At 43.6% G+C, this 19528-nt stretch carries 17 protein-coding genes; 4 read left to right on the top strand and 13 right to left on the bottom strand.

Translation table 11 applies throughout. From position 1 onward, the window contains the following. Position 1 precedes the first annotated feature (1 nt). Together AACS00_RS12570 and degS are read left to right on the top strand one after the other, a co-directional pair. Positions 2 to 1369 carry a DegQ family serine endoprotease gene (locus tag AACS00_RS12570; protein WP_072668890.1) on the top strand — a complete coding sequence of 456 codons (1368 nt, stop codon included), beginning with the start codon at positions 2 to 4 and terminating at the stop codon, positions 1367 to 1369. A gap of 286 nt (positions 1370 to 1655) precedes the next feature. Then, positions 1656 to 2717 (top strand): outer membrane-stress sensor serine endopeptidase DegS, encoded by a 1062-nt coding sequence (degS, locus tag AACS00_RS12575; RefSeq protein WP_072668891.1) that lies wholly within the window; start codon positions 1656 to 1658, stop codon positions 2715 to 2717. A 100-nt stretch (positions 2718 to 2817) separates the two neighbouring features. On the opposite strand, the gene rplS is transcribed toward degS, so the two are convergent. From rplS to ffh, 5 genes are all read right to left on the bottom strand, one after another. Beyond that, complete coding sequence (gene rplS, locus AACS00_RS12580) at positions 2818 to 3171, bottom strand: 50S ribosomal protein L19 (RefSeq protein WP_072668892.1); 354 nt, start codon at positions 3169 to 3171, stop codon at positions 2818 to 2820. A 42-nt stretch (positions 3172 to 3213) separates the two neighbouring features. After that, positions 3214 to 3954, bottom strand: a complete 741-nt coding sequence (gene trmD / locus AACS00_RS12585) for a tRNA (guanosine(37)-N1)-methyltransferase TrmD (RefSeq protein WP_072668893.1) — start codon at positions 3952 to 3954, stop codon at positions 3214 to 3216. Between the two features lie 26 nt (positions 3955 to 3980). Then, positions 3981 to 4535 (bottom strand): ribosome maturation factor RimM, encoded by a 555-nt coding sequence (rimM, locus tag AACS00_RS12590; protein ID WP_072668894.1) that lies wholly within the window; start codon positions 4533 to 4535, stop codon positions 3981 to 3983. 20 nt (positions 4536 to 4555) lie between these two features. Next, complete coding sequence (rpsP, locus tag AACS00_RS12595) at positions 4556 to 4804, bottom strand: 30S ribosomal protein S16 (RefSeq protein ID WP_004395977.1); 249 nt, start codon at positions 4802 to 4804, stop codon at positions 4556 to 4558. Between the two features lie 237 nt (positions 4805 to 5041). After that, positions 5042 to 6412 carry a signal recognition particle protein gene (ffh, locus tag AACS00_RS12600; protein ID WP_110167624.1) on the bottom strand — a complete coding sequence of 457 codons (1371 nt, stop codon included), beginning with the start codon at positions 6410 to 6412 and terminating at the stop codon, positions 5042 to 5044. A 212-nt stretch (positions 6413 to 6624) separates the two neighbouring features. Here ffh and AACS00_RS12605 point away from each other — a divergent pair, with 212 nt between their 5' ends. Together AACS00_RS12605 and AACS00_RS12610 are read left to right on the top strand one after the other, a co-directional pair. Further along, positions 6625 to 7419 (top strand): cytochrome C assembly family protein, encoded by a 795-nt coding sequence (locus AACS00_RS12605; RefSeq protein WP_072668895.1) that lies wholly within the window; start codon positions 6625 to 6627, stop codon positions 7417 to 7419. Between the two features lie 305 nt (positions 7420 to 7724). Further along, on the top strand, positions 7725 to 8999 hold the full coding sequence (locus tag AACS00_RS12610) for an HlyC/CorC family transporter (protein WP_110167625.1): 1275 nt from the start codon (positions 7725 to 7727) through the stop codon (positions 8997 to 8999). Between the two features lie 82 nt (positions 9000 to 9081). On the opposite strand, the gene luxS is transcribed toward AACS00_RS12610, so the two are convergent. The 8 genes from luxS to AACS00_RS12650 form a co-directional block, all read right to left on the bottom strand. Beyond that, entirely contained in the window at positions 9082 to 9600 is a 519-nt protein-coding gene (luxS, locus tag AACS00_RS12615) for an S-ribosylhomocysteine lyase (RefSeq protein WP_072668897.1), read from the bottom strand. Between the two features lie 116 nt (positions 9601 to 9716). Next, a complete protein-coding gene (gshA, locus tag AACS00_RS12620) occupies positions 9717 to 11285 on the bottom strand; it encodes a glutamate--cysteine ligase (protein ID WP_110167626.1) in 1569 nt (522 codons plus the stop codon). 267 nt (positions 11286 to 11552) lie between these two features. Then, entirely contained in the window at positions 11553 to 14405 is a 2853-nt protein-coding gene (locus AACS00_RS12625) for a M16 family metallopeptidase (protein WP_110167627.1), read from the bottom strand. Between the two features lie 9 nt (positions 14406 to 14414). Continuing rightward, entirely contained in the window at positions 14415 to 14876 is a 462-nt protein-coding gene (locus AACS00_RS12630) for a YqaA family protein (RefSeq protein ID WP_072668900.1), read from the bottom strand. Continuing rightward, positions 14870 to 15820: an NADP-dependent oxidoreductase gene (locus AACS00_RS12635; RefSeq protein WP_110167628.1), complete on the bottom strand. Its 951-nt coding sequence runs from the start codon at positions 15818 to 15820 to the stop codon at positions 14870 to 14872. Before AACS00_RS12635 ends, AACS00_RS12630 begins: the two co-directional genes overlap by 7 nt. Before the next feature lie 165 nt (positions 15821 to 15985). Next, on the bottom strand, positions 15986 to 17116 hold the full coding sequence (locus AACS00_RS12640) for a sodium ion-translocating decarboxylase subunit beta (protein ID WP_072668902.1): 1131 nt from the start codon (positions 17114 to 17116) through the stop codon (positions 15986 to 15988). A 10-nt stretch (positions 17117 to 17126) separates the two neighbouring features. Next, complete coding sequence (oadA, locus tag AACS00_RS12645; protein ID WP_110167629.1) at positions 17127 to 18908, bottom strand: sodium-extruding oxaloacetate decarboxylase subunit alpha; 1782 nt, start codon at positions 18906 to 18908, stop codon at positions 17127 to 17129. Between the two features lie 28 nt (positions 18909 to 18936). Beyond that, complete coding sequence (locus AACS00_RS12650; RefSeq protein ID WP_240004029.1) at positions 18937 to 19188, bottom strand: oxaloacetate decarboxylase subunit gamma; 252 nt, start codon at positions 19186 to 19188, stop codon at positions 18937 to 18939. Positions 19189 to 19528: the final 340 nt, after the last annotated feature.

The following is a 19528-nucleotide window of genomic DNA, read 5'->3' on the forward strand; positions in this document are numbered from 1 at the left end:
GATGAAAAAACCTTTGCTTGTTTTAACGGCTCTCTCTTTAAGCTTAAGTTCCCTCATCACACCATTGCAGGTTAATGCGGCATTGCCCATCGCAGTACAAGGTCAAACACTGCCTAGTCTGGCTCCGATGCTAGAAACGGTGACACCCGCCGTAGTCAGTATCGCGGTAGAGGGGACTCAAGTTGCTCGCCAGCGTATCCCTGACCAATTTCGTTTCTTTTTTGGCCCTAATTTCCCAACGGAACAGTTTCAAGAACGCCCTTTTCGAGGACTCGGTTCTGGGGTCATTATTAACGCCAGTAAAGGTTATATTGTCACCAACTATCATGTAATTAATGATGCAGAAAAAATTCGCGTCAAGCTGTATGACGGCAGAGAATTTAATGCAGAACTGGTTGGTGGTGATCAGATGTCTGATGTGGCTTTGCTGAAAATCAACAACACCACGAATCTTACTGAGATGCCAATCGCTGATTCCGATCAATTACGCGTCGGTGACTTTGCGGTCGCGATTGGTAATCCATTTGGTTTGGGACAAACCGTCACCTCAGGCATCATTTCTGCCCTCGGTCGCAGCGGCTTAAATTTAGAAAATTTTGAAAACTTTATCCAGACTGATGCCGCGATCAACAGTGGTAATTCTGGTGGCGCATTAGTTAATCTCAATGGCGAACTGATTGGTATTAATACCGCAATTTTAGGCCCTAATGGGGGTAATGTAGGGATTGGCTTTGCCATCCCATCCAATATGATGAAAAACCTCACCGATCAAATCATTGAGTTTGGAGAAGTCAAACGCGGCATGCTTGGCGTTCAAGGGGGAGAAATCTCTTCTGAACTGGCGGAAGCTTTAGGCTATACCTCAAGTAAAGGAGCATTTGTTAGTCAAGTCGTCGCTGACAGTGCTGCTGATAAAGCCGGAATTAAAGCGGGTGATATTATCGTTTCACTCAATGGTCGAAGAATCGATACCTTCTCTGAACTGCGAGCCAATGTCGCCACCCTTGGACCAGGTAAAAAAGTTAAGCTGGGAGTGGTTCGTGATGGTAAAGAAAAAACCTTTACTGTTACCTTGGAAGAACAGGTGCTCAATAAAACCAAAGCGGATAATCTGCATCAAGGCTTAACGGGTGCAGAACTGTCAAACACCACTGCAAGTGATAGTATTCAAGGGGTAAAAATCACTCAGGTAGAAAAAGGCTCTAGCGCTGAGGCTTACCAACTGCAACAAGATGACATCATTATTGGAGTCAACCGTAAGCGAGTCAGAAACATCGCCGAATTCAGAGCCATTTTAGAGCAATCACCAGCAATACTTGCTTTAAACATACAACGTGGTGATAGAACACTCTATCTTGTTATACGTTAATCATTCTGTAACAAGCATCAACGTTTCAAAGGCAGCGCTCATTACGCTGCCTTTTGTTATTTCTGCAGGTGATGGTATCCTTAAAACACGCCTCTCATTACGCCTCTAACTGTATTACTGGAAGGTACCAATCAGCGGCCAATACCGTCGAGCTTTTGGGGAATATCAGTCGTTCCGATGACGTTAACCAATACCGTTCATGAGTAATGCCGCATTGTCAGGGTTATTAGTTAGCTACACCATATCGATGTTAAATTCAGTGGCATGACTATATTTTGGGGAAAACATGCTGATTTATCTGATTCGCTCTATTGGGCTTGGATTGATTGTCGCGCTTGCGGTGATTGTCGTGACACCATCATTACGAGCTCATCTGGTCGTTAAACCGAGCACTCAACCCGCTCATATTGCCTCATTACAAATTTCATTTAATGATGCTGTACGGCGAGCGGCTCCAGCCGTCGTTAATATCTACAGTCGAAAATATTCGGAAAACGATCGTAGTAAATTATCGACACAAGGTCTCGGTTCTGGGGTTATTGTCAGTGAAAAAGGTTATATCATCACCAATTATCACGTTATTGCTCAAGCCGATCAAATTATTGTTGCCTTGCAAGATGGTCGAGTTGCTGCTGCGCAGCTGGTGGGCCAAGATCGACGCACCGATATCGCTATTTTACAAATTGAAGGTAATAACTTACCGGTCATTCCTCAAAACCCTAACTATCATGCCAAAGTGGGAGACGTAGTTCTGGCAATTGGTAATCCTTATAACTTAGGTCAAACTACCACCTTCGGTATTATCTCTGCGACTGGCCGTTCCTCAATCAGTGCCGATGGTCGACAAGCCTTTATTCAAACTGATGCTGCAATTAATGAAGGCAATTCAGGTGGAGCTTTAGTCAATACCCAAGGTGAGTTAGTAGGAATTAATACCGCCTCTTTCCAACAAGCAACCGAATTAGAAACCTATGGAATTTCTTTTGCCATTCCGTTTGTTCTGGCCAATAAAATCATGGAAAAAATCATCGCTGACGGACGAGTAATTCGAGGGTACATCGGAGTGGATGGGCAAGATATTAATGCGGTAACTTCACGCCTATTGGGTAGCGATCATATTGGTGGAATCGTCGTGCTCGGAGTTGATCCTAATGGCCCCGCCGCTCAAGCAGGATTTATGGTCCGCGATATAATTTTAAAAATTGACGGACAAAAAATTAATGGCCGACAGAGTGTCATGGATATGGTCACCGATCTGCGTCCAGGTAGTGTGATTGAGTTTACTCTGCTACGTAAAGGGCAAGAAATGATAGTACCAGTGACGATTGCCGAAGATAGCCGAGAATAAACGCTCTCGTTTATTGCTTATCGAGTATCAGCAACAAACAACAGATAAAAAAACGGAGCCTAATGGCTCCGTTTTCTCAATGAGAACGCGAGTTCTAGCATTATTTTCTAGTAAGCTTCTCTCTAATACGAGCTGCTTTACCAGATAGATCGCGTAGGTAGTACAATTTGGCACGACGTACTGCACCACGGCGCTTCACTTCAATGCTAGCAACAACTGGAGAGTGAGTTTGGAACACACGCTCAACACCTTCACCGTTAGAAATCTTACGTACAGTGAAAGCTGAGTGTAGACCACGGTTACGGATAGCGATTACAACACCTTCATAAGCCTGTAGACGCTCACGATCACCTTCTTTTACCTTAACTTGAACCACAACAGTGTCACCTGGTGCGAATTTAGGTAGGTCTTTCTTCATTTGCTCTTGTTCTAGAGCCTTGATGATATTACTCATGTTTTTAAATTCCTAGAATAAACTGATACTAAATTTAATAGGTTACTGTTGAGTCTCTTTAATATACTCAGCCAGTAATTGTTCCTGTTCGTCAGTCAGAGCTAGGTTTTCCAGGAGCTCTGGTCTTCTTAGCCAAGTACGGCCTAACGATTGTTTCAATCGCCAGCGACGAATTTCCTGATGATTACCAGACATCAATACCGTAGGTACGGTTTTGCCATCCAATACTTCAGGGCGCGTATAATGTGGGCAATCCAATAAACCATTAGCAAAAGAATCTTCTTCTGCTGACGCGAAATCACCTAATACCCCTGGAATAAAACGGGACACCGTATCAATCAACGTCATGGCTGGAATTTCGCCCCCAGTCATTACAAAATCACCGATTGACCATTCTTCATCAACCTCTGATTGTATAACGCGCTCATCTATCCCTTCGTAGCGACCACAAATGAGCAATAAATTGTCATTGTTTGCCAGCTCTTCTACTCCTTGCTGATCGAGTTTTCGACCTTGGGGAGAGAGATAAATCACTTTCGTCTTGCCCGGTGCGGCTGCTTTGGCAGCATGTATGGCGTCACGCAAAGGTTGCACCATCATTAACATGCCTGGGCCACCACCGTAAGGCTTATCATCGACAGTATGACGTTTGTCATGAGCGAAATCGCGTGGATTCCAGCTCTGTACGGATAATAGCCCTTTTTTTACCGCTTGGCCTGTGACTCCAAAATCCGTTACGCTACGGAACATTTCAGGAAATAGGCTAATAATGCCAACCCACATGTGTTCTTCGCCTTATCGATTTAGAGTTAAAACGCAGGATCCCAGTCAACTTCGATCCGTTGAGCAGTGCGATCAATTTGTTTGATCACTTGCTCTTCAAGAAACGGAATTAATCGTTCCTTTTGCCCAAAAGCATCTTTAAGATTCGCTTTCACTACGAGAACATCGTTGGAGCCAGTTTCTAACATATCGACAACTTCACCAAGGTCATAACCTTTCGTTGTCACCACTCGCATTCCAAACAATTCACGCCAGTAGAATTCATCTTCTGACAGTTCAGGTAATGCAGCTGGGTCAATTGAAATTTCAAAGTTAGTCAATAGATGAGCATCTTCACGCACATCAAGACCTTCAAGTTTTGCCACCAAACCTTTGTTATGGCGCTTCCAACTTTCTACTTTGTACTCAACCCATTCACCATTTTGGTTTACCAACCAAGGGCTATAATCGAAAATGCTTTCAGCATTGTCTGTGTAGGACAAAACTTTAAGCCAGCCACGAATGCCATAAGAAGCACCAAACTTGCCTACAACAATTTTCTCGCCTTGCTCGCTCATTGTCTGTTTGCCTTTCATCGACATAAACTAGTTGCTACTGGTTATTAAGCCGCTTTTTGAGCGTCTTTAACTAGTTTAGCTACGCGATCAGATAGAGATGCGCCTTGTGAAACCCAATGGTTCACGCGATCTAGATCAACACGTAGGCCTTCTTCTTTACCCGCTGCTGTTGGGTTGAAGAAACCAACTTTCTCAATGAAACGGCCAGTTGCAGAGTTGCGGCTATCAGCTACAACGATTTGATAAAATGGACGCTTTTTAGCGCCGTGACGTGCCAAACGAATGGTTACCATGTCGTCCTCTTTGCTTTCTCAAAAATAAAATTAACCCCAGAAACTATTTATTTAAAACAGTTTGGGGTCTCGTGCCAAAATAAAGCCTCGGAATTTTACTCTTATTCCGAGGCTTTGCAAGGGGTTTAGCTACTTTTTCACCAGCATAAATTGCATTTTAACTTTGTGATTTAGGTAACAGCTTTAAAAAGAGGAAAAAAAACAAACTGGCTTAAGCAAAACTCAAGCCTCGATTTTTTAACGGCCAAACGGGTTAAAGCCACCACCGCCCATCATGCCTTGCATATTGCGCATCATGCCCTTCATGCCGCCTTTTTGCATTTTTTTCATCATTTTTTGCATTTGAGTAAACTGCTTGAGTAGTCGATTAATATCTTGTACTTGTGTTCCCGAACCTGCCGCGATGCGTTTTTTACGCGAGCCTTTGATTAAATCGGGATTTTGTCTCTCTTTCATGGTCATCGAATTGATGATGGCTTCCATTTGCTTAAACATGCTATCATCAACTTTATCTTTAACGCCCGCCGGAAGTTGTGACATACCAGGGAGCTTATCCAGCATTCCCATCATGCCACCCATGTTTTTCATCTGCCCTAATTGCTCGCGAAAATCTTCTAAATCAAAGCCTTTCTTCTCTTTGAACTTCTTCGCTAGCTTCTCGGCTTTGTCTTGATCAACATTGCGCTGTAAATCTTCAATTAATGATAAGACATCGCCCATCCCGAGAATGCGCGAGGCAACGCGATCCGGATGGAAGGCTTCAAGCGCATCGGTTTTTTCCCCAACCCCCAAAAACTTGATCGGTTTCCCTGTCACATGACGTACCGATAAAGCCGCACCACCACGTGCATCACCATCAACTTTCGTTAGAATTACACCAGTAAGTGGTAAGGTGTCACCAAACGCTTTAGCTGTATTCGCAGCATCTTGCCCCGTCATTGCATCAACAACGAACAAGGTTTCTACAGGGTTAATCGCCGAATGAAGCGCTTTGATCTCAGCCATCATCACTTCATCAACCGCTAATCGACCGGCTGTATCGACAATCAAGACATCGTAAAACTTCTTCTTGGCATGATCGACGGCAGCATTAGCAATATCAATCGGCTTTTGATCCGCTGATGAAGGAAAGAAATCCACGCCCAAATCGTTAGCTAATGTTTCTAACTGCTTAATCGCGGCCGGACGATAAACGTCTGCCGAAACCACCAGCACTTTTTTCTTATCACGTTCTTTAAGTAACTTAGAGAGTTTACCGACACTGGTGGTTTTACCAGCCCCTTGTAAACCCGCCATTAAAATAATTGCCGGAGGCTGGGCAGCAAGATTCAACGCTTCATTCGCGGCCCCCATGACAGTCTCAAGCTCATGGCGAACTATTTTAATAAACTCTTGCCCAGGCGTTAACGATTTGGAAACTTCAACGCCAACAGCACTCTCTTTTACTCGACTAACGAAGTCGCGCACCACTGGCAAAGCAACGTCGGCCTCAAGTAGTGCCATACGCACTTCACGTAAGGTATCTTTTATATTGTCTTCGGTAAGACGACCTTTACCACTAATATTCTTTAGGGTTTTAGATAAACGATCGGTTAAATTTTCAAACATGTTTTTCTCTTCGCGATTAGGCGACCAATGCGCCTGAGTATACCTTAGCCAACTGCTTAGGCATACCCATTGCAAGCTAGCTGTCGAGTTTCTTTGTTAGATTGGGTTATCTTTCGATATCTCAACTCTCAAAAACGATTGCGATCCAACGTAGCTCATTAAGGTTTGGCAAGGTATAATTCGCCAACTGAGCCACTAAATTTGTGACAAGCATGGATAACCTAATCGCTATTGTTGCCGCTACGCTGTATTTTTTATCGATTGCCACTATTGTCCCTGGACTGGTTAATCAAACGGGCATTAAGGCAAAAACCGTCTTCATTAGCGCTACATTGGGGCTTTTTTTTCATGCCTGGTTACTTAGTGGCTTAATTTTCCACAGTAATGGACAAAATCTTAGCATTCTTAATGTTGCTTCGCTTATCAGCTTTATCATTGCTTTGGTGATGAGTTTAGCGATGTTCAAGGTGCGTTTATGGTTTTTACTGCCCGTAGTGTATAGCTTTTCAGCAATCAATTTATTCTTGGCAACCTTTCTACCAAGTACCTTTATCACTCATTTGGAACGTGAACCAGAGCTAATGGCTCATATTGCCTTAGCTCTTTTCTCTTATTCTACGTTATCCATTGGTGCATTATACGCTTTACAGCTTGCTTGGCTGGATTACAAATTGAAAAAAAAGAAAGGCTTATCCATCAACCCTAATTTACCACCCTTGATGATGGTCGAGCGCCAACTGTTTAAAATTATTTTAATCGGCAATGTTCTACTTACAGGAACATTATTAACCGGTGCACTTTTTGTACAGGATATGTTTGCTCAAGGTAAAGCTCATAAAGGTATTTTATCGTTTATCGCTTGGATCGTTTATTCGATTTTATTATGGGGCCATTATCAAAAAGGATGGCGAGGACGCAAAGTGACTTGGTTTGCCGTTGCAGGGGCGACATTACTCACCCTCGCTTACTTCGGTAGTCGATTTGTCAGAGAGATCATTCTGCGCTAAGGTCTGTTTATATCTGACTTTATCAACCTATCATCATGGAAAATAATGCTTAATTTAGGTCTAACGATGGGATGAAAACGGTGGACTTAATCCCCATATAAGCTCAGTGTATTTTATTTCTGGATACAACTTTATCCCTGAATCACTTGATGTAACAAATAAACGGTAAGATGAGTACCCCATAAATACAGATAAATCGTCTAATGGGGATTAGTGACTACAGTCGCACCGACGTTGCTTTTCATCGAAAAGGGATACGCTCTTTTTGTTATTGAACATCTATAAGTATAAGGAAACAAAGCGTTTTGGACGACATATCAACGGGTATCTTATTTGCGCTACTCGCGTGTCTTATCATTATTTCTGCCTATTTTTCAGGCTCAGAAACAGGCATGATGGCACTTAACCGCTATCGCCTTAAGCATTTAGCGAGTACTGGTCATAAAGGCGCTAAACGCGTTGAACGGTTACTCAGTCGTCCAGACCGTTTAATAGGCTTGATCTTGATTGGCAATAACTTAGTCAATATCCTTGCCTCTGCGATTGCTACGATCATCGGGATGCGACTATATGGTGATATTGGTGTAGCGATAGCAACCGGTGTATTAACTCTCGTGATTCTCGTCTTCGCGGAAGTGACCCCGAAAACGCTAGCTGCGATTTACCCTGAAAAGGTATCTTATACCAGCAGTGTTGTGCTGACTTTTCTAATGAAAGTGCTTTCTCCTTTGGTGGTTTTTATCAATTTCATCACCAACGGCTTCATTCGCTTACTGGGTCTCAATGCTAAACACACTCGCGATGATCCCCTCAGCTCCGAAGAACTGCGTACGATTGTTAACGATGCAGGGCGGCTTATTCCTCGTCGCCACCAAGATATGCTGTTATCCATTCTTGATTTAGAACATGTAACAGTGAATGACATTATGATTCCGCGTAATGAAATCACGGGCATTAATATTAATGATGATTGGAAGTCGATCATTCGCCAGCTCACTCACTCACCTCATGGTCGAGTAGTACTGTATCGCGACAATATTGATGAGGCAGTCGGCATGCTGCGCTTACGTGAAGCAGCACGGTTAATGTTAGAAAAAAACGAATTCAATAAAGAAACGCTCTTTCGGGCCGCTGATGAAGTGTACTTTATTCCCGAAGGAACACCGCTTAATGTCCAATTACTCAAATTCCAACGTAATAAACAGAGAATTGGTCTTATCGTTGATGAGTACGGCGATATTATAGGTCTTATTACCTTAGAAGATATTCTGGAAGAGATTGTCGGTGAGTTTACCACCTCAATGGCTCCTAGCTTAGCTGAAGAGATCACACCACAAGGTGATGGCAGCTTCTTAATTGAGGGTAGTGCTAATATTCGCGATATTAATAAAAGCTTAAAATGGAAGTTACCAACCGATGGGCCAAGAACCCTAAATGGACTAATTCTGGAACATTTAGAAGAGATACCTGAAACTCACTTAAGTGTTAAAGTTGCTAATCATCCGATGGAAATTGTTCAGTTAGAAGAAAACCGCATAAAGCTAGTGCGTGTCTACCCGCGAAAAATCAAAAAGCCCTAATCTATGATGATCATAAACGGCTAAAAAAATGGGCTGCGAATCAACGCAGCCCATTTTTATTACCTGATAGTTTCTTAAGCTATTAATTGACTTGTAAATTTTTTAGCATCGATTCAGGTAAAGCAAGTTGATCGTTTTTGTTCACTCCAATACCGCTGGTCAATACTTGCTGAGCAATGGCTTGTGCTTCCGATAAAGAGTGCATCGCTGCAGTACCGCACTGATACTCATTGAGTTCTGGAATGTCCTTTTGATCACGAACTTTCAAAACATCTTCCATCGCAGCGAGCCACGCCTTAGCCACTTGCTGCTCCGTAGGGGTACCAATCAAACTCATATAAAACCCAGTGCGGCATCCCATAGGAGAAATATCAATAATTTCTACCTCTTCGCTATTAAGATGATTACGCATAAACCCTGCATAAAGGTGCTCTAGAGTATGAATCCCTTTTTCAGATAAAATCGCTTGATTAGGTAGAGTAAAACGTAGGTCAAACACAGTGATGGTATCACCTTTGGGTGTTTGCATCGTTTTCGCTACGCGTACAGCGGGAGCTTGCATACGGGTATGATCGACCGTAAAACTATCTAATAATGGCATGTAACTTATCTCCTTGTTTAACCGTTAAAATACCCATTTGTACGCTGAGCCCAATTCACTAGCGATCTCAGTCTGCGTAGCAAACGAACGACATTTTCTTATTCATACGTCACTGATTATGACTCTAAATAGCTAAAATAGTCAGCTAAAAAGGCATCGAAACTCAGCGTGTCTTGCTGCTCTATCTCTAATTGAGCCTCGCGTGAACGAACGACTTCTTGCTGCATTTGTTGTTCGGAATAGACTTGGTAAGCATGCTGTAAATTATCTTCACGATAGCGTTCACCAAGATAACTTCCGACTTTACCTAATCCACCTAGTTGCTGAGTTTTTTCTAGTAAACAAGCCGATAAGGTTTGTTCAGGGTTATCAATCCAGCGGTCAAGCTCTTGGCACACCTCTTGATAGGCATTACCGCCACAGGCCGCGTCCATTTGCTCAGCAATCAAACTTAGGTCTGCAAATACGCGTTTCGCCCATGCCGTCAGAGTTAATTTTTCACCATGACAGCCAATTTGCAACTCTAGTCCTGGTTTTCGTCCTTCAAGGACGACTTTACTCCAGTTATCGCGCCAACACTGTAACTCACAACTATCCATCGGGTCTGAATCTGATAAAGCGGTCCATGTGAGGAACAAATCTAGAAAACGTACTTGCTGTTCGGTGATCCCGATAGGACTGAAAGGATTGACATCCAATGAACGTACTTCAATGTATTCTACCCCACCACGCGCTAACGCTTCTGAAGGTTTTTCACCATTTTTAGCAACACGTTTCGGACGAATCGGCGCATAGAGCTCATTTTCAATTTGTAAAATATTGCTATTCAGTTGACGATATTCACCATCGACTTTGACACCAATATTAGCAAATAGCTCAGATGGCGTTCTTATCGCTTGATTTAAGCCAGTTAAATATTGTTCTAAACTATTAAAACCAATTTTGAGGCTACTTTGCGCATCATTGGTGTAACCTAAATCACTCAGTCTCAATGAAGTTGAATAAGGTAGGTAGAGCGTTTTACCTATCGATTCGAAAGGTAACTGCGTTTCTCTTCCCTGAATAAATGAAGAGCATAATGCGGGAGAGGCCCCAAAAAAATAAGGGATCAACCAACCAAAACGATAATAGTTACGGATTAGGCCAAAATAGGCTTGCGACTGACTAGCTTGACGCTCTTGATCCGTTTGCTCGCCGTATAAGGCATCCCAAAATGCAGCTGGAAACGAGAAATTAAAATGCACGCCAGAGATGATCTGCATTAGGCTGCCGTAACGCTGTTTTAATCCTGTTCGGTATAGGGTTTTCATTCGTCCAGTATTGGAAGTGCCGTATTGAGCAAGCTGAATATCCGCTTCACTCCCAACATAACAAGGCATAGAGAGAGGCCAGAGTTTTTCGTCACCAATGTTAGCTTGCGTAAAATGATGAATGTCTGCTAATTGAGCCATTAAGGTATCGACATTGTTCGACACTGGCGTAATAAACTCCAGTAATGATTCAGCAAAATCAGTAGTGATCCAAGCATTAGTCAACGCTGAACCTAGTTTCTCAGGGTGCGGCGTTTGAGCAATACGACCATCGACGGTATAACGTAAAGTTTCACGCTCAACACCACGGCCAAACTGCTGAAATATTTCTGGTTGATTAGCAACTCGTGCTAGTCGATCGGCAAAGTTAGTCAAAATAAAATTCGCTTATAAATAGATGATGTTGTAGATATCGCTACCGTCGTTCGCCCAAGGCCCACAGACGCTCCAGAAGATGCAGACTCCATTGCTTGATCGCTACTTTGTCACAGCAACGAAAGCCACGTAAAATTTTTGTGGCCTTAGTTGCTCAAGTAACGAGGTAGAATGCGATATTTGATACGCGATAAGAAACCTAATGGCTCATAGCGCAGCCTTGAAAGCCGTATCTTTTCTTCTACGTTGTTTTTATATATGCGTGCTCTAATGGATTATTTCAAGCTCTTCAATCGGAATTGATAATTTTTCTAATTGTGGCCTTAAGCTTTTAGCATCGCCAACCACAATAATTTGATAATCCTCTGGGACAAACCATTTCGCCGCCAATGTGTTCAGTGTCGATTTATTCACCGTTTTCAATAGACGATTACGCTGCTGAAGATAATCCTGATCCAGATTATTAGTCAGCATTTGTCCAATCAATTGTGCTTTTTGTGAAGGCGTTTCGTAACTCAAAGCCTCTTGTTGACCAACGGCAAGACGTAAAAAGGCCATCTCATCCGTGGTTAAACCATACTGACTAAAATGACTCAGTTCTTGGATAATTTCTTGAATGGCTGGTAACGTTGCATTCGCTCGCACTTGAGCATTAAAAATGATCGCCCCCACTTCACGATTACTGGACAAATAACCACTTGCACCGTAGGTATAGCCTTTATCTTCACGTAAATTCTGGTTAATACGACTATTAAAGTTACCCGCCAAGTTGAAATTCGTTAATTGAGTGAGATACATTTCTCCCGTGGCATCGAAAGGCAGTCCACGGCGAACAAAACGCACCACACTTTGCGGTGAATCGGGTTTATCGACCAAAAAAAGACGCTGCTCAGTGAGCGTCGGGATCACTTGCGGACGGAGAATAGGGGCAGGTTGACCATGCCAATCAGTAAAAAAAGCCAGTTGTTCACGAACTTGTTGAGGTTCAATATCACCGACGACAATCACTTGAGCACCGTGTGGCGTATAATGCTGCTGATAAAAACCTTTAACCTCATCCAATGTCAGTGCAGCAATAGAGGCTTGTGTACCATCACTCGAACGAGCAAACACCGAGTCGCCAAACAACACTTGACGCATCGCCTGCCCTGCCAACCAACTAGGTTGCTGATGCTGATAGACCACACTTTGCAGCATTTGTTGCTGGATACGCTCAAAATCCTCTTGCTTAAATCCAGGGGTTAATAACATCTCTTGGACAATCTGCAATGTTTCTGGCAAATGCTTGGTTAAGCTTGAGATAACCACATTGGTTGAATAAGCTCCGGTATTGAGACTGATGGTCGAGCCCAGTTTATCAAGTTGTGCTTGAATCGCTTCCACACTGCGTATCGCTGAGTCCTGCTTGATTAAAGCTGCCGTTAAATTTGCTAAGCCTTCTTTGCCAGCTTCAACATGACGCTCTCCCGCCGGTAAACGGATCTCTATTTGTACCGTCGGAGTCTCACTGCTCACCGTCCCGATTAACTCCGCGCCATTATCAAAATGGATTTCATACAACTCAGGCATATTAATTTGTACAGCTTGCGCAACGGCAGGCATCACCGAACGATCAAAATTATCCACGACTTGGCGGTATTCTAGCTGTTGTTCTGTTATTTTCTGATACGTGGGTAATAAACGATCAGGAGTGACAAAGGTTGCTTGACGAACGGCTAATGATTGACGACCTCGAGGGACAACACTTAATGTGACTTTGGGTTTACCTTGTAGATAAGTTTGAAAAACCTGACTCACTGATTGAGGGGTAACCGCTCTTAACTGTGCTAACTGTGCTTCGATACGATCGGGTTGATCATAGAAGGTTTGATTACTTGCCAACTGGGTCACTTTGCCTTGAACACTTTGTAAAGCAAAAATAGCGTTCGCTTCTGCCATCCCCGAAATTTGCGCTAGACGGTCATCACTAACACCTTGCTGCTCAAATTGCGCCAATGTACGCATGATTTCTTTATACAAGGGGGCCAATTGAGCACGTTGCCCTGAGGGAGCCATCGCGTAGATATAAAAAGTACATGCCAGTTCTGCACAATCTTGAAAAGCACCGGCATCGACCGCTTTCTGTGTTCTTACTAAATTCTGATACAGTAAACTATTACTACCACTACCAAGTACTTGTGCTAAGGCATCTAATGAAGCTTGTTGTTCAGCGCCTCGATAAGCCGTTGGGAAGCCAATCAGTACCATCGGCTGCTGAATACGATCTTCTAAGGTGATATAACGATCTTCCATTAACGTGACTGGCTGTTTCTCTGCCTTATCAACCTCTGGACCTCTGGGAATCGAGCCAAAATAACGATTAACCCAAGCTAAGGTTTGTTTAACATCAATGTCCCCGCCAATCGTAAGTACTGCATTATTCGGTCCATACCAGCGTAAGAAAAAAGCTTTCAGATCATTCACATCCACTCGATCTAAATCTTCGACATAACCAATCGTCTGCCACGAATAAGGATGGCTTTGTGGATACAAGGCTTCAGCCATTTTCTCCCAAATCAGTCCATAAGGACGATTATCATAGTTTTGTGCGCGCTCGTTTTTCACCGTATCACGTTGTATTTCAAACTTACGCTGCGAAACAGCATCAAGTAAAAAGCCCATTCGATCGGCTTCTAGCCATAACACTTTTTCTAGTTGGTTAGCAGGGACGGTTTGAAAATAATTGGTTCGATCACGATTGGTGGTGCCATTTAAACGTCCGCCAGCTTCAGTAATCAACCGAAAATGCTCTTGATCGGCGACATGCTTAGAACCTTGAAACATCATGTGTTCAAAGAAATGTGCGAACCCAGACTTACCTTGCTCCTCACGAGCAGAGCCGACATGATACGTCATATCAACATGCACTAATGGATCAGAATGATCCGGTGACAAAATCACGGTTAAGCCATTATCTAAGCGATATTTGCTATAGGGAATCATCACTTTATCAGGCTGTGCTTCGATCTCTTCTAGTAAAGTGACACCAGAAGGTAAGGATGAAAAAAAGGATAACGAGGTAGGAGTAGAACAGCCAGAGAGAGCTAGCAGCGCGAGTGCACCTAGCCAAATAGTCTTCATGCCATCACCTTAAAAAAGACCGTAGAAAATTGCAGTTAATAAGCAGTAGCGGAGCATCTTCCCAATCAGGAGCATACAAAAAACCACACTACCACGCATTCGTAACCACCCTGCGGCTAAACAAAGTGGATCACCAATAATCGGTAACCAACTGAATAATAATGCCCAATAACCATGTTTGTTTAACCACGTTAATGCATTATGACCATGTTTTTCCTGTTGAGTTCGATTAGGAAGCAATAAACCTAACCAATAATTAGTCATACCTCCGAGTGAATTACCAAGCGTTGCGATCAAAATGATCAACCATGGAGAGTATTGACCAAGGGCAAGTGTTGCAATGAGTATCGCTTCGGAACCACCGGGAAGTAAAGTCGCGCTAAGAAAACTAACAACAAACAATACCCAAAGTGCTGAAGTAGAAAACAGCTCCGCCAAATAGGTAAAACTGATATTAAACAGTTCTAGCATTGCATATTAAGCAAGATTTTACCTCGCGTATGTCCCGTTGCGATTTGCTCGTGTGCTTGTTGTACTTCTTGCAGAGGGTAAATATGTTGAATTTCTATTTTCAACAACCCAACCCCAACCATGTATAGCATAGTATCTAACTGCTCAGGATTAGGATCGACCAACATACCACAGGCTTCAAAACCCAATAATTTGGCTTTCTCACAGATAAGCTCAGCGCTGAGTGTGGGTACTGTGACCACTCTGGCCGCATCTTTCAAACATTTGAGTGCGTCGAGAGCAACATCACCACCAACAAGATCGATCAGTACATCAACCTCTTCTAATCGCTGAGAAACAGGAGCGAATTGATAATTGATTGCATGAGCACCTAACGTGGCAAGATAATCTAAATTGGCTTCACTACAAGTGGTGTAAACTTCCGCTTTCGTGGCTAACGCTATCTGTAAAGCGATATGCCCAACGCCGCCGGCTCCAGCAAGGATCAATACACGATCGCTCTCTTTAATCTGAGCTTTACTTAAAGCTTGAGCTGCAGTCTGTCCAGCTAATGGTAATGCAGCTGCTGCCTCCAAAGTCACCGAGTCAGGTACGATACTAAGATCTTTTTCCGCCACACAGACATATTGACTATAACCGCCGCCTCGCAGTGGAAAGCCAATAAAGCCTGCGACATTCATCCCCTGCTGTAACTCACAAACCCCAGAACCAACTTTAATAATCCGTCCGGAGATATCATAACCAGGAACCCAAGGCAATTTATCTTTATTTTGTTCTGCAGCCCAACCTAAACCGGCGCGAGTTTTGATATCAATTGGATTCACGCTAGCAAAAGCAACCTTGACTAACACCTCCCCTTCCTGTGGCTCTGGAATGCTTGATGATTGAATCGCGAGCACTTCTGGCCCACCGAATTGGGTAATGACTATCTGCTTATTGTCCATGTCCTCGGTTCCTATTGCTAGCAAGTAAAAAGAGATGCCGAAGCATCCCTTTGAATATATATCATTTTATAACTGATTGTGAACTATATCTCCCCAAAGTGATTGGAGAGCGTCCGTTTCATTGCTAAGAGTGAAGACACTCAATATTCAGACTCGATGTGTTGCTCAACCTACCAAGGCAAGCAATACTCCAGCAGCAACGGCTGAACCTAATACCCCTGCCACATTCGGCCCCATCGCATGCATTAATAAAAAGTTTTGCGGATTGGCTTCTAAGCCGACTTTATTCACCACTCGAGCAGCCATTGGTACCGCAGAAACACCAGCGGCACCGATCAGAGGATTAATGTCTTCTTTAGAAAATTTATTGAGTAATTTCGCCATCAATACACCACCAGCGGTACCAATACTAAAAGCGACGGCGCCAAGCAATAATATTCCCAGCGTCGAGACATTGAGAAACTTGTCCGCTTGCAGTTGAGAGCCGACTCCCAAACCTAAGAAGATAGTCACAATATTAATCAGCTCATTTTGTGCCGTTTTCGATAATCGCTCAACAACTCCCGCTTCACGCATTAAATTACCTAAACAGAACATACCAACCAAGGGGGTCGCTGCCGGAAGAAATAAGATTGCCATCAACAACACTAACAATGGAAAGATCATTTTTTCCAGTTTACTGACAGGGCGAAGCTGAGCCATCTTAATTTGACGCTCTTTTTCCGTAGTCAATGCTCTCATGATTGGCGGCTGAATGATCGGCACCAGCGCCATATAGCTATAAGCAGCAACAGCAACCGCCCCCAATAAATCAGGAGAGAGTTTACTGGTCAGAAAAATCGCGGTTGGGCCATCAGCCCCACCGATGATCGAAATCGAAGCAGCATCCGCCATGGTAAAACTGATCCCTGGCACATAATTGAGTAAAATCGCACCAAATAAGGTGGCAAAAATCCCAAACTGCGCCGCAGCACCCAGCCATAACGTTTTCGGGTTAGCAATTAAAGCACCAAAATCGGTCATGGCTCCTACGCCAAGGAAGATCAACAACGGGAAAATACCTGACGCAATACCTATGTGATAAACGTAGTAAAGCAATCCACCGGGGTCGGTAAAACCAGCATTAGGAATGTTGGCTAAAATCGCTCCAAAACCAATCGGCAGCAATAATAACGGCTCAAATCCTTTGCCAATGGCTAAAAATAGCAATCCCACACCAACCAAAATCATGATTAACTGGCTGAGTTCAAAATTAGCAATCCCAGTTTCATTCCATAGAGTTAACAATCCGTCCATGTGATAACCCCTATGCCAGACTTAAGATTGGCGTACCAACGGAGACAGAATCACCCTCTTTGACATGTAGTGCTTGAACGACACCATTACGTGCAGCACGCACTTCCGTCTCCATTTTCATTGCTTCTAAAATCACCAATACATCACCTTCAACCACTTCGCACCCTGGTTGAACTTGAACTTTAAAGATATTGCCAGCGAGCGGTGCTGGCACAGCTTCTGCGGTTGATGCTGAAGCTACCGCAACGTGAGGCGAAGCTTGAGCGGCGACAGAAGTCAATTCTCCCTGAGGGCCCACCTCCACTTGATAAATCTGACCGTCTACTTTAACGCTGTAAGTCTCAACACCTTTTTGCGCGACACTCGTCTGTCGATTTTCTGTCGGTACAGAGGATTGAGGCGCAAGATTAGGTGCGGGTTCAAATGCTGAGGCATCACCTCGGTGTTTTAAAAACTTCAAACCAACCTGCGGGAAAAGGGCATAAGTTAGTACATCATCAACGGCTTGCTCAGCAAGAGAAATCCCTTCAATTTTGGCCTTCTCTAATAATTCGCTCGTTAAGTTAACCATCTCTGCTTGTAAAAGATCCGCAGGACGACAAGTGATAGGTGACTCACCTGCGAGTACTTTTTGCTGTAACTCATGATTAACCTCGGCAGGTGTCGCGCCATACTCGCCCTTCAAAACACCAGCCGTTTCTTTGGTAATGCTTTTATAACGCTCACCCGTTAAAACGTTAATCACTGCTTGTGTACCGACAATTTGTGAGGTGGGTGTGACCAAAGGGATATAACCGAGATCATGGCGCACTCTCGGGATCTCTTGCAGAACTTCATCAAGACGATCAGCCGCTCCTTGCTCTTTTAACTGGCTCTCCATATTGGTCAACATACCACCAGGTACCTGAGCAATCAGGATTCGTGAATCAACCCCTTTTAACTGCCCCTCAAATTGAGCGTACTTTTTACGTACTTCACGGAAATAGGCGGCAATCGGCGCTAATTGCTCAAGACTCAGTTGAGTGTCATATTCTGTTCCTTGCAGCATCGCAACGACGGTTTCCGTTGGCGTATGACCATAGGTTTGACTCATCGACGAAATCGCGGTATCCAGAATATCTACCCCAGCTTCAACCGCTTTAATCGCGGTTGCCGTCGACAGCCCAGTGGTTGCATGACAATGCAAGGCTAGAGGCACTGCGCAAGACGCCTTAATCCGCGAAATCAATTCTTCCGCTTCATAAGGTTTAAGTAGCCCAGACATATCTTTAATGCACAAAGAGTGGCAGCCGAGATCTTCTAAACGTTTCGCAAGATCGACCCAAGTCTGAGTATTGTGAACTGGGCTAGTAGTGTAAGAAAGTGTCCCCTGAGCATGAGCACCAACATCGATCGTTGCTTTTACTGCTTGTTGAAAATTACGTACATCGTTCATCGCATCAAAAATACGAAATACATCCATGCCATTGGCATGAGCGCGTTCTACAAATTTGGCGACAACATCATCGGCATAATGACGATACCCTAATAAATTTTGGCCCCGTAACAACATCTGCATCGGCGTATTGGGCATCGCTTGTTTTAATGCCCGTAAACGATGCCAAGGGTCCTCACCGAGAAAACGAATGCACGCATCAAATGTCGCTCCACCCCATGTTTCCAGTGACCAATAGCCGATCTTATCTAACTCTGCCGCAATCGGCAGCATATCTTCCAAGCGCATACGAGTCGCAAATAATGACTGATGTGCATCACGTAGGACCACATCGGTGATAGCAAGTGGTTTAGACATGCTGATTAACTCCTTTTAATTCTTACAATTAGACTGCTGAATGTCGGTATTGATGTACCGCGGCAGAAATGGCCGCCACAACCTGAGGATTTGCAGTCGTGGCTGAAGGGATACGGTTATGGGCTGGGACAGGCTTCGCTTCTGGTAGTGCCTCATCGGGGAGACATTTGGACATCAGTCGAACCAGATAGACCAAAATAGTTAAAAAAACAAATACTACCGCCATTCCTGTACCCATTAAGGTTGCGGCATCGATAAGCAGGCTTCCAATATCAATCATGTTGCTTCCTTTCTCTGTCATCCTGACAATCTGCTTGAGAAATTACATTGACGGCTACAGCGTCTTAGCCTCACTGAGCATTATCATTGCTGAGAAAATGTCTATTAGCGATTGAGATAATTCACTCGAAGCTTAGATAAAAGCGAGGTCAGCAGGGATTATCTCGACTGGCGAAAAATTGTCAATTTGCTTTAAACATCTTTGACCAAATCGGGGCATGTAAGTCATAGAAGCGTCACATGAATCACATAAACGAGTGTAATATTGGCTAAATAAGAGCAGAGATTATATTCAAAATAGCAAGTTTGGTGAGTTTTGATACTCCGACAAACGATATTGC

This window comes from Vibrio sp. 11986-1-5 (assembly GCF_963878025.1).
Taxonomy (GTDB): domain Bacteria; phylum Pseudomonadota; class Gammaproteobacteria; order Enterobacterales; family Vibrionaceae; genus Vibrio; species Vibrio injensis.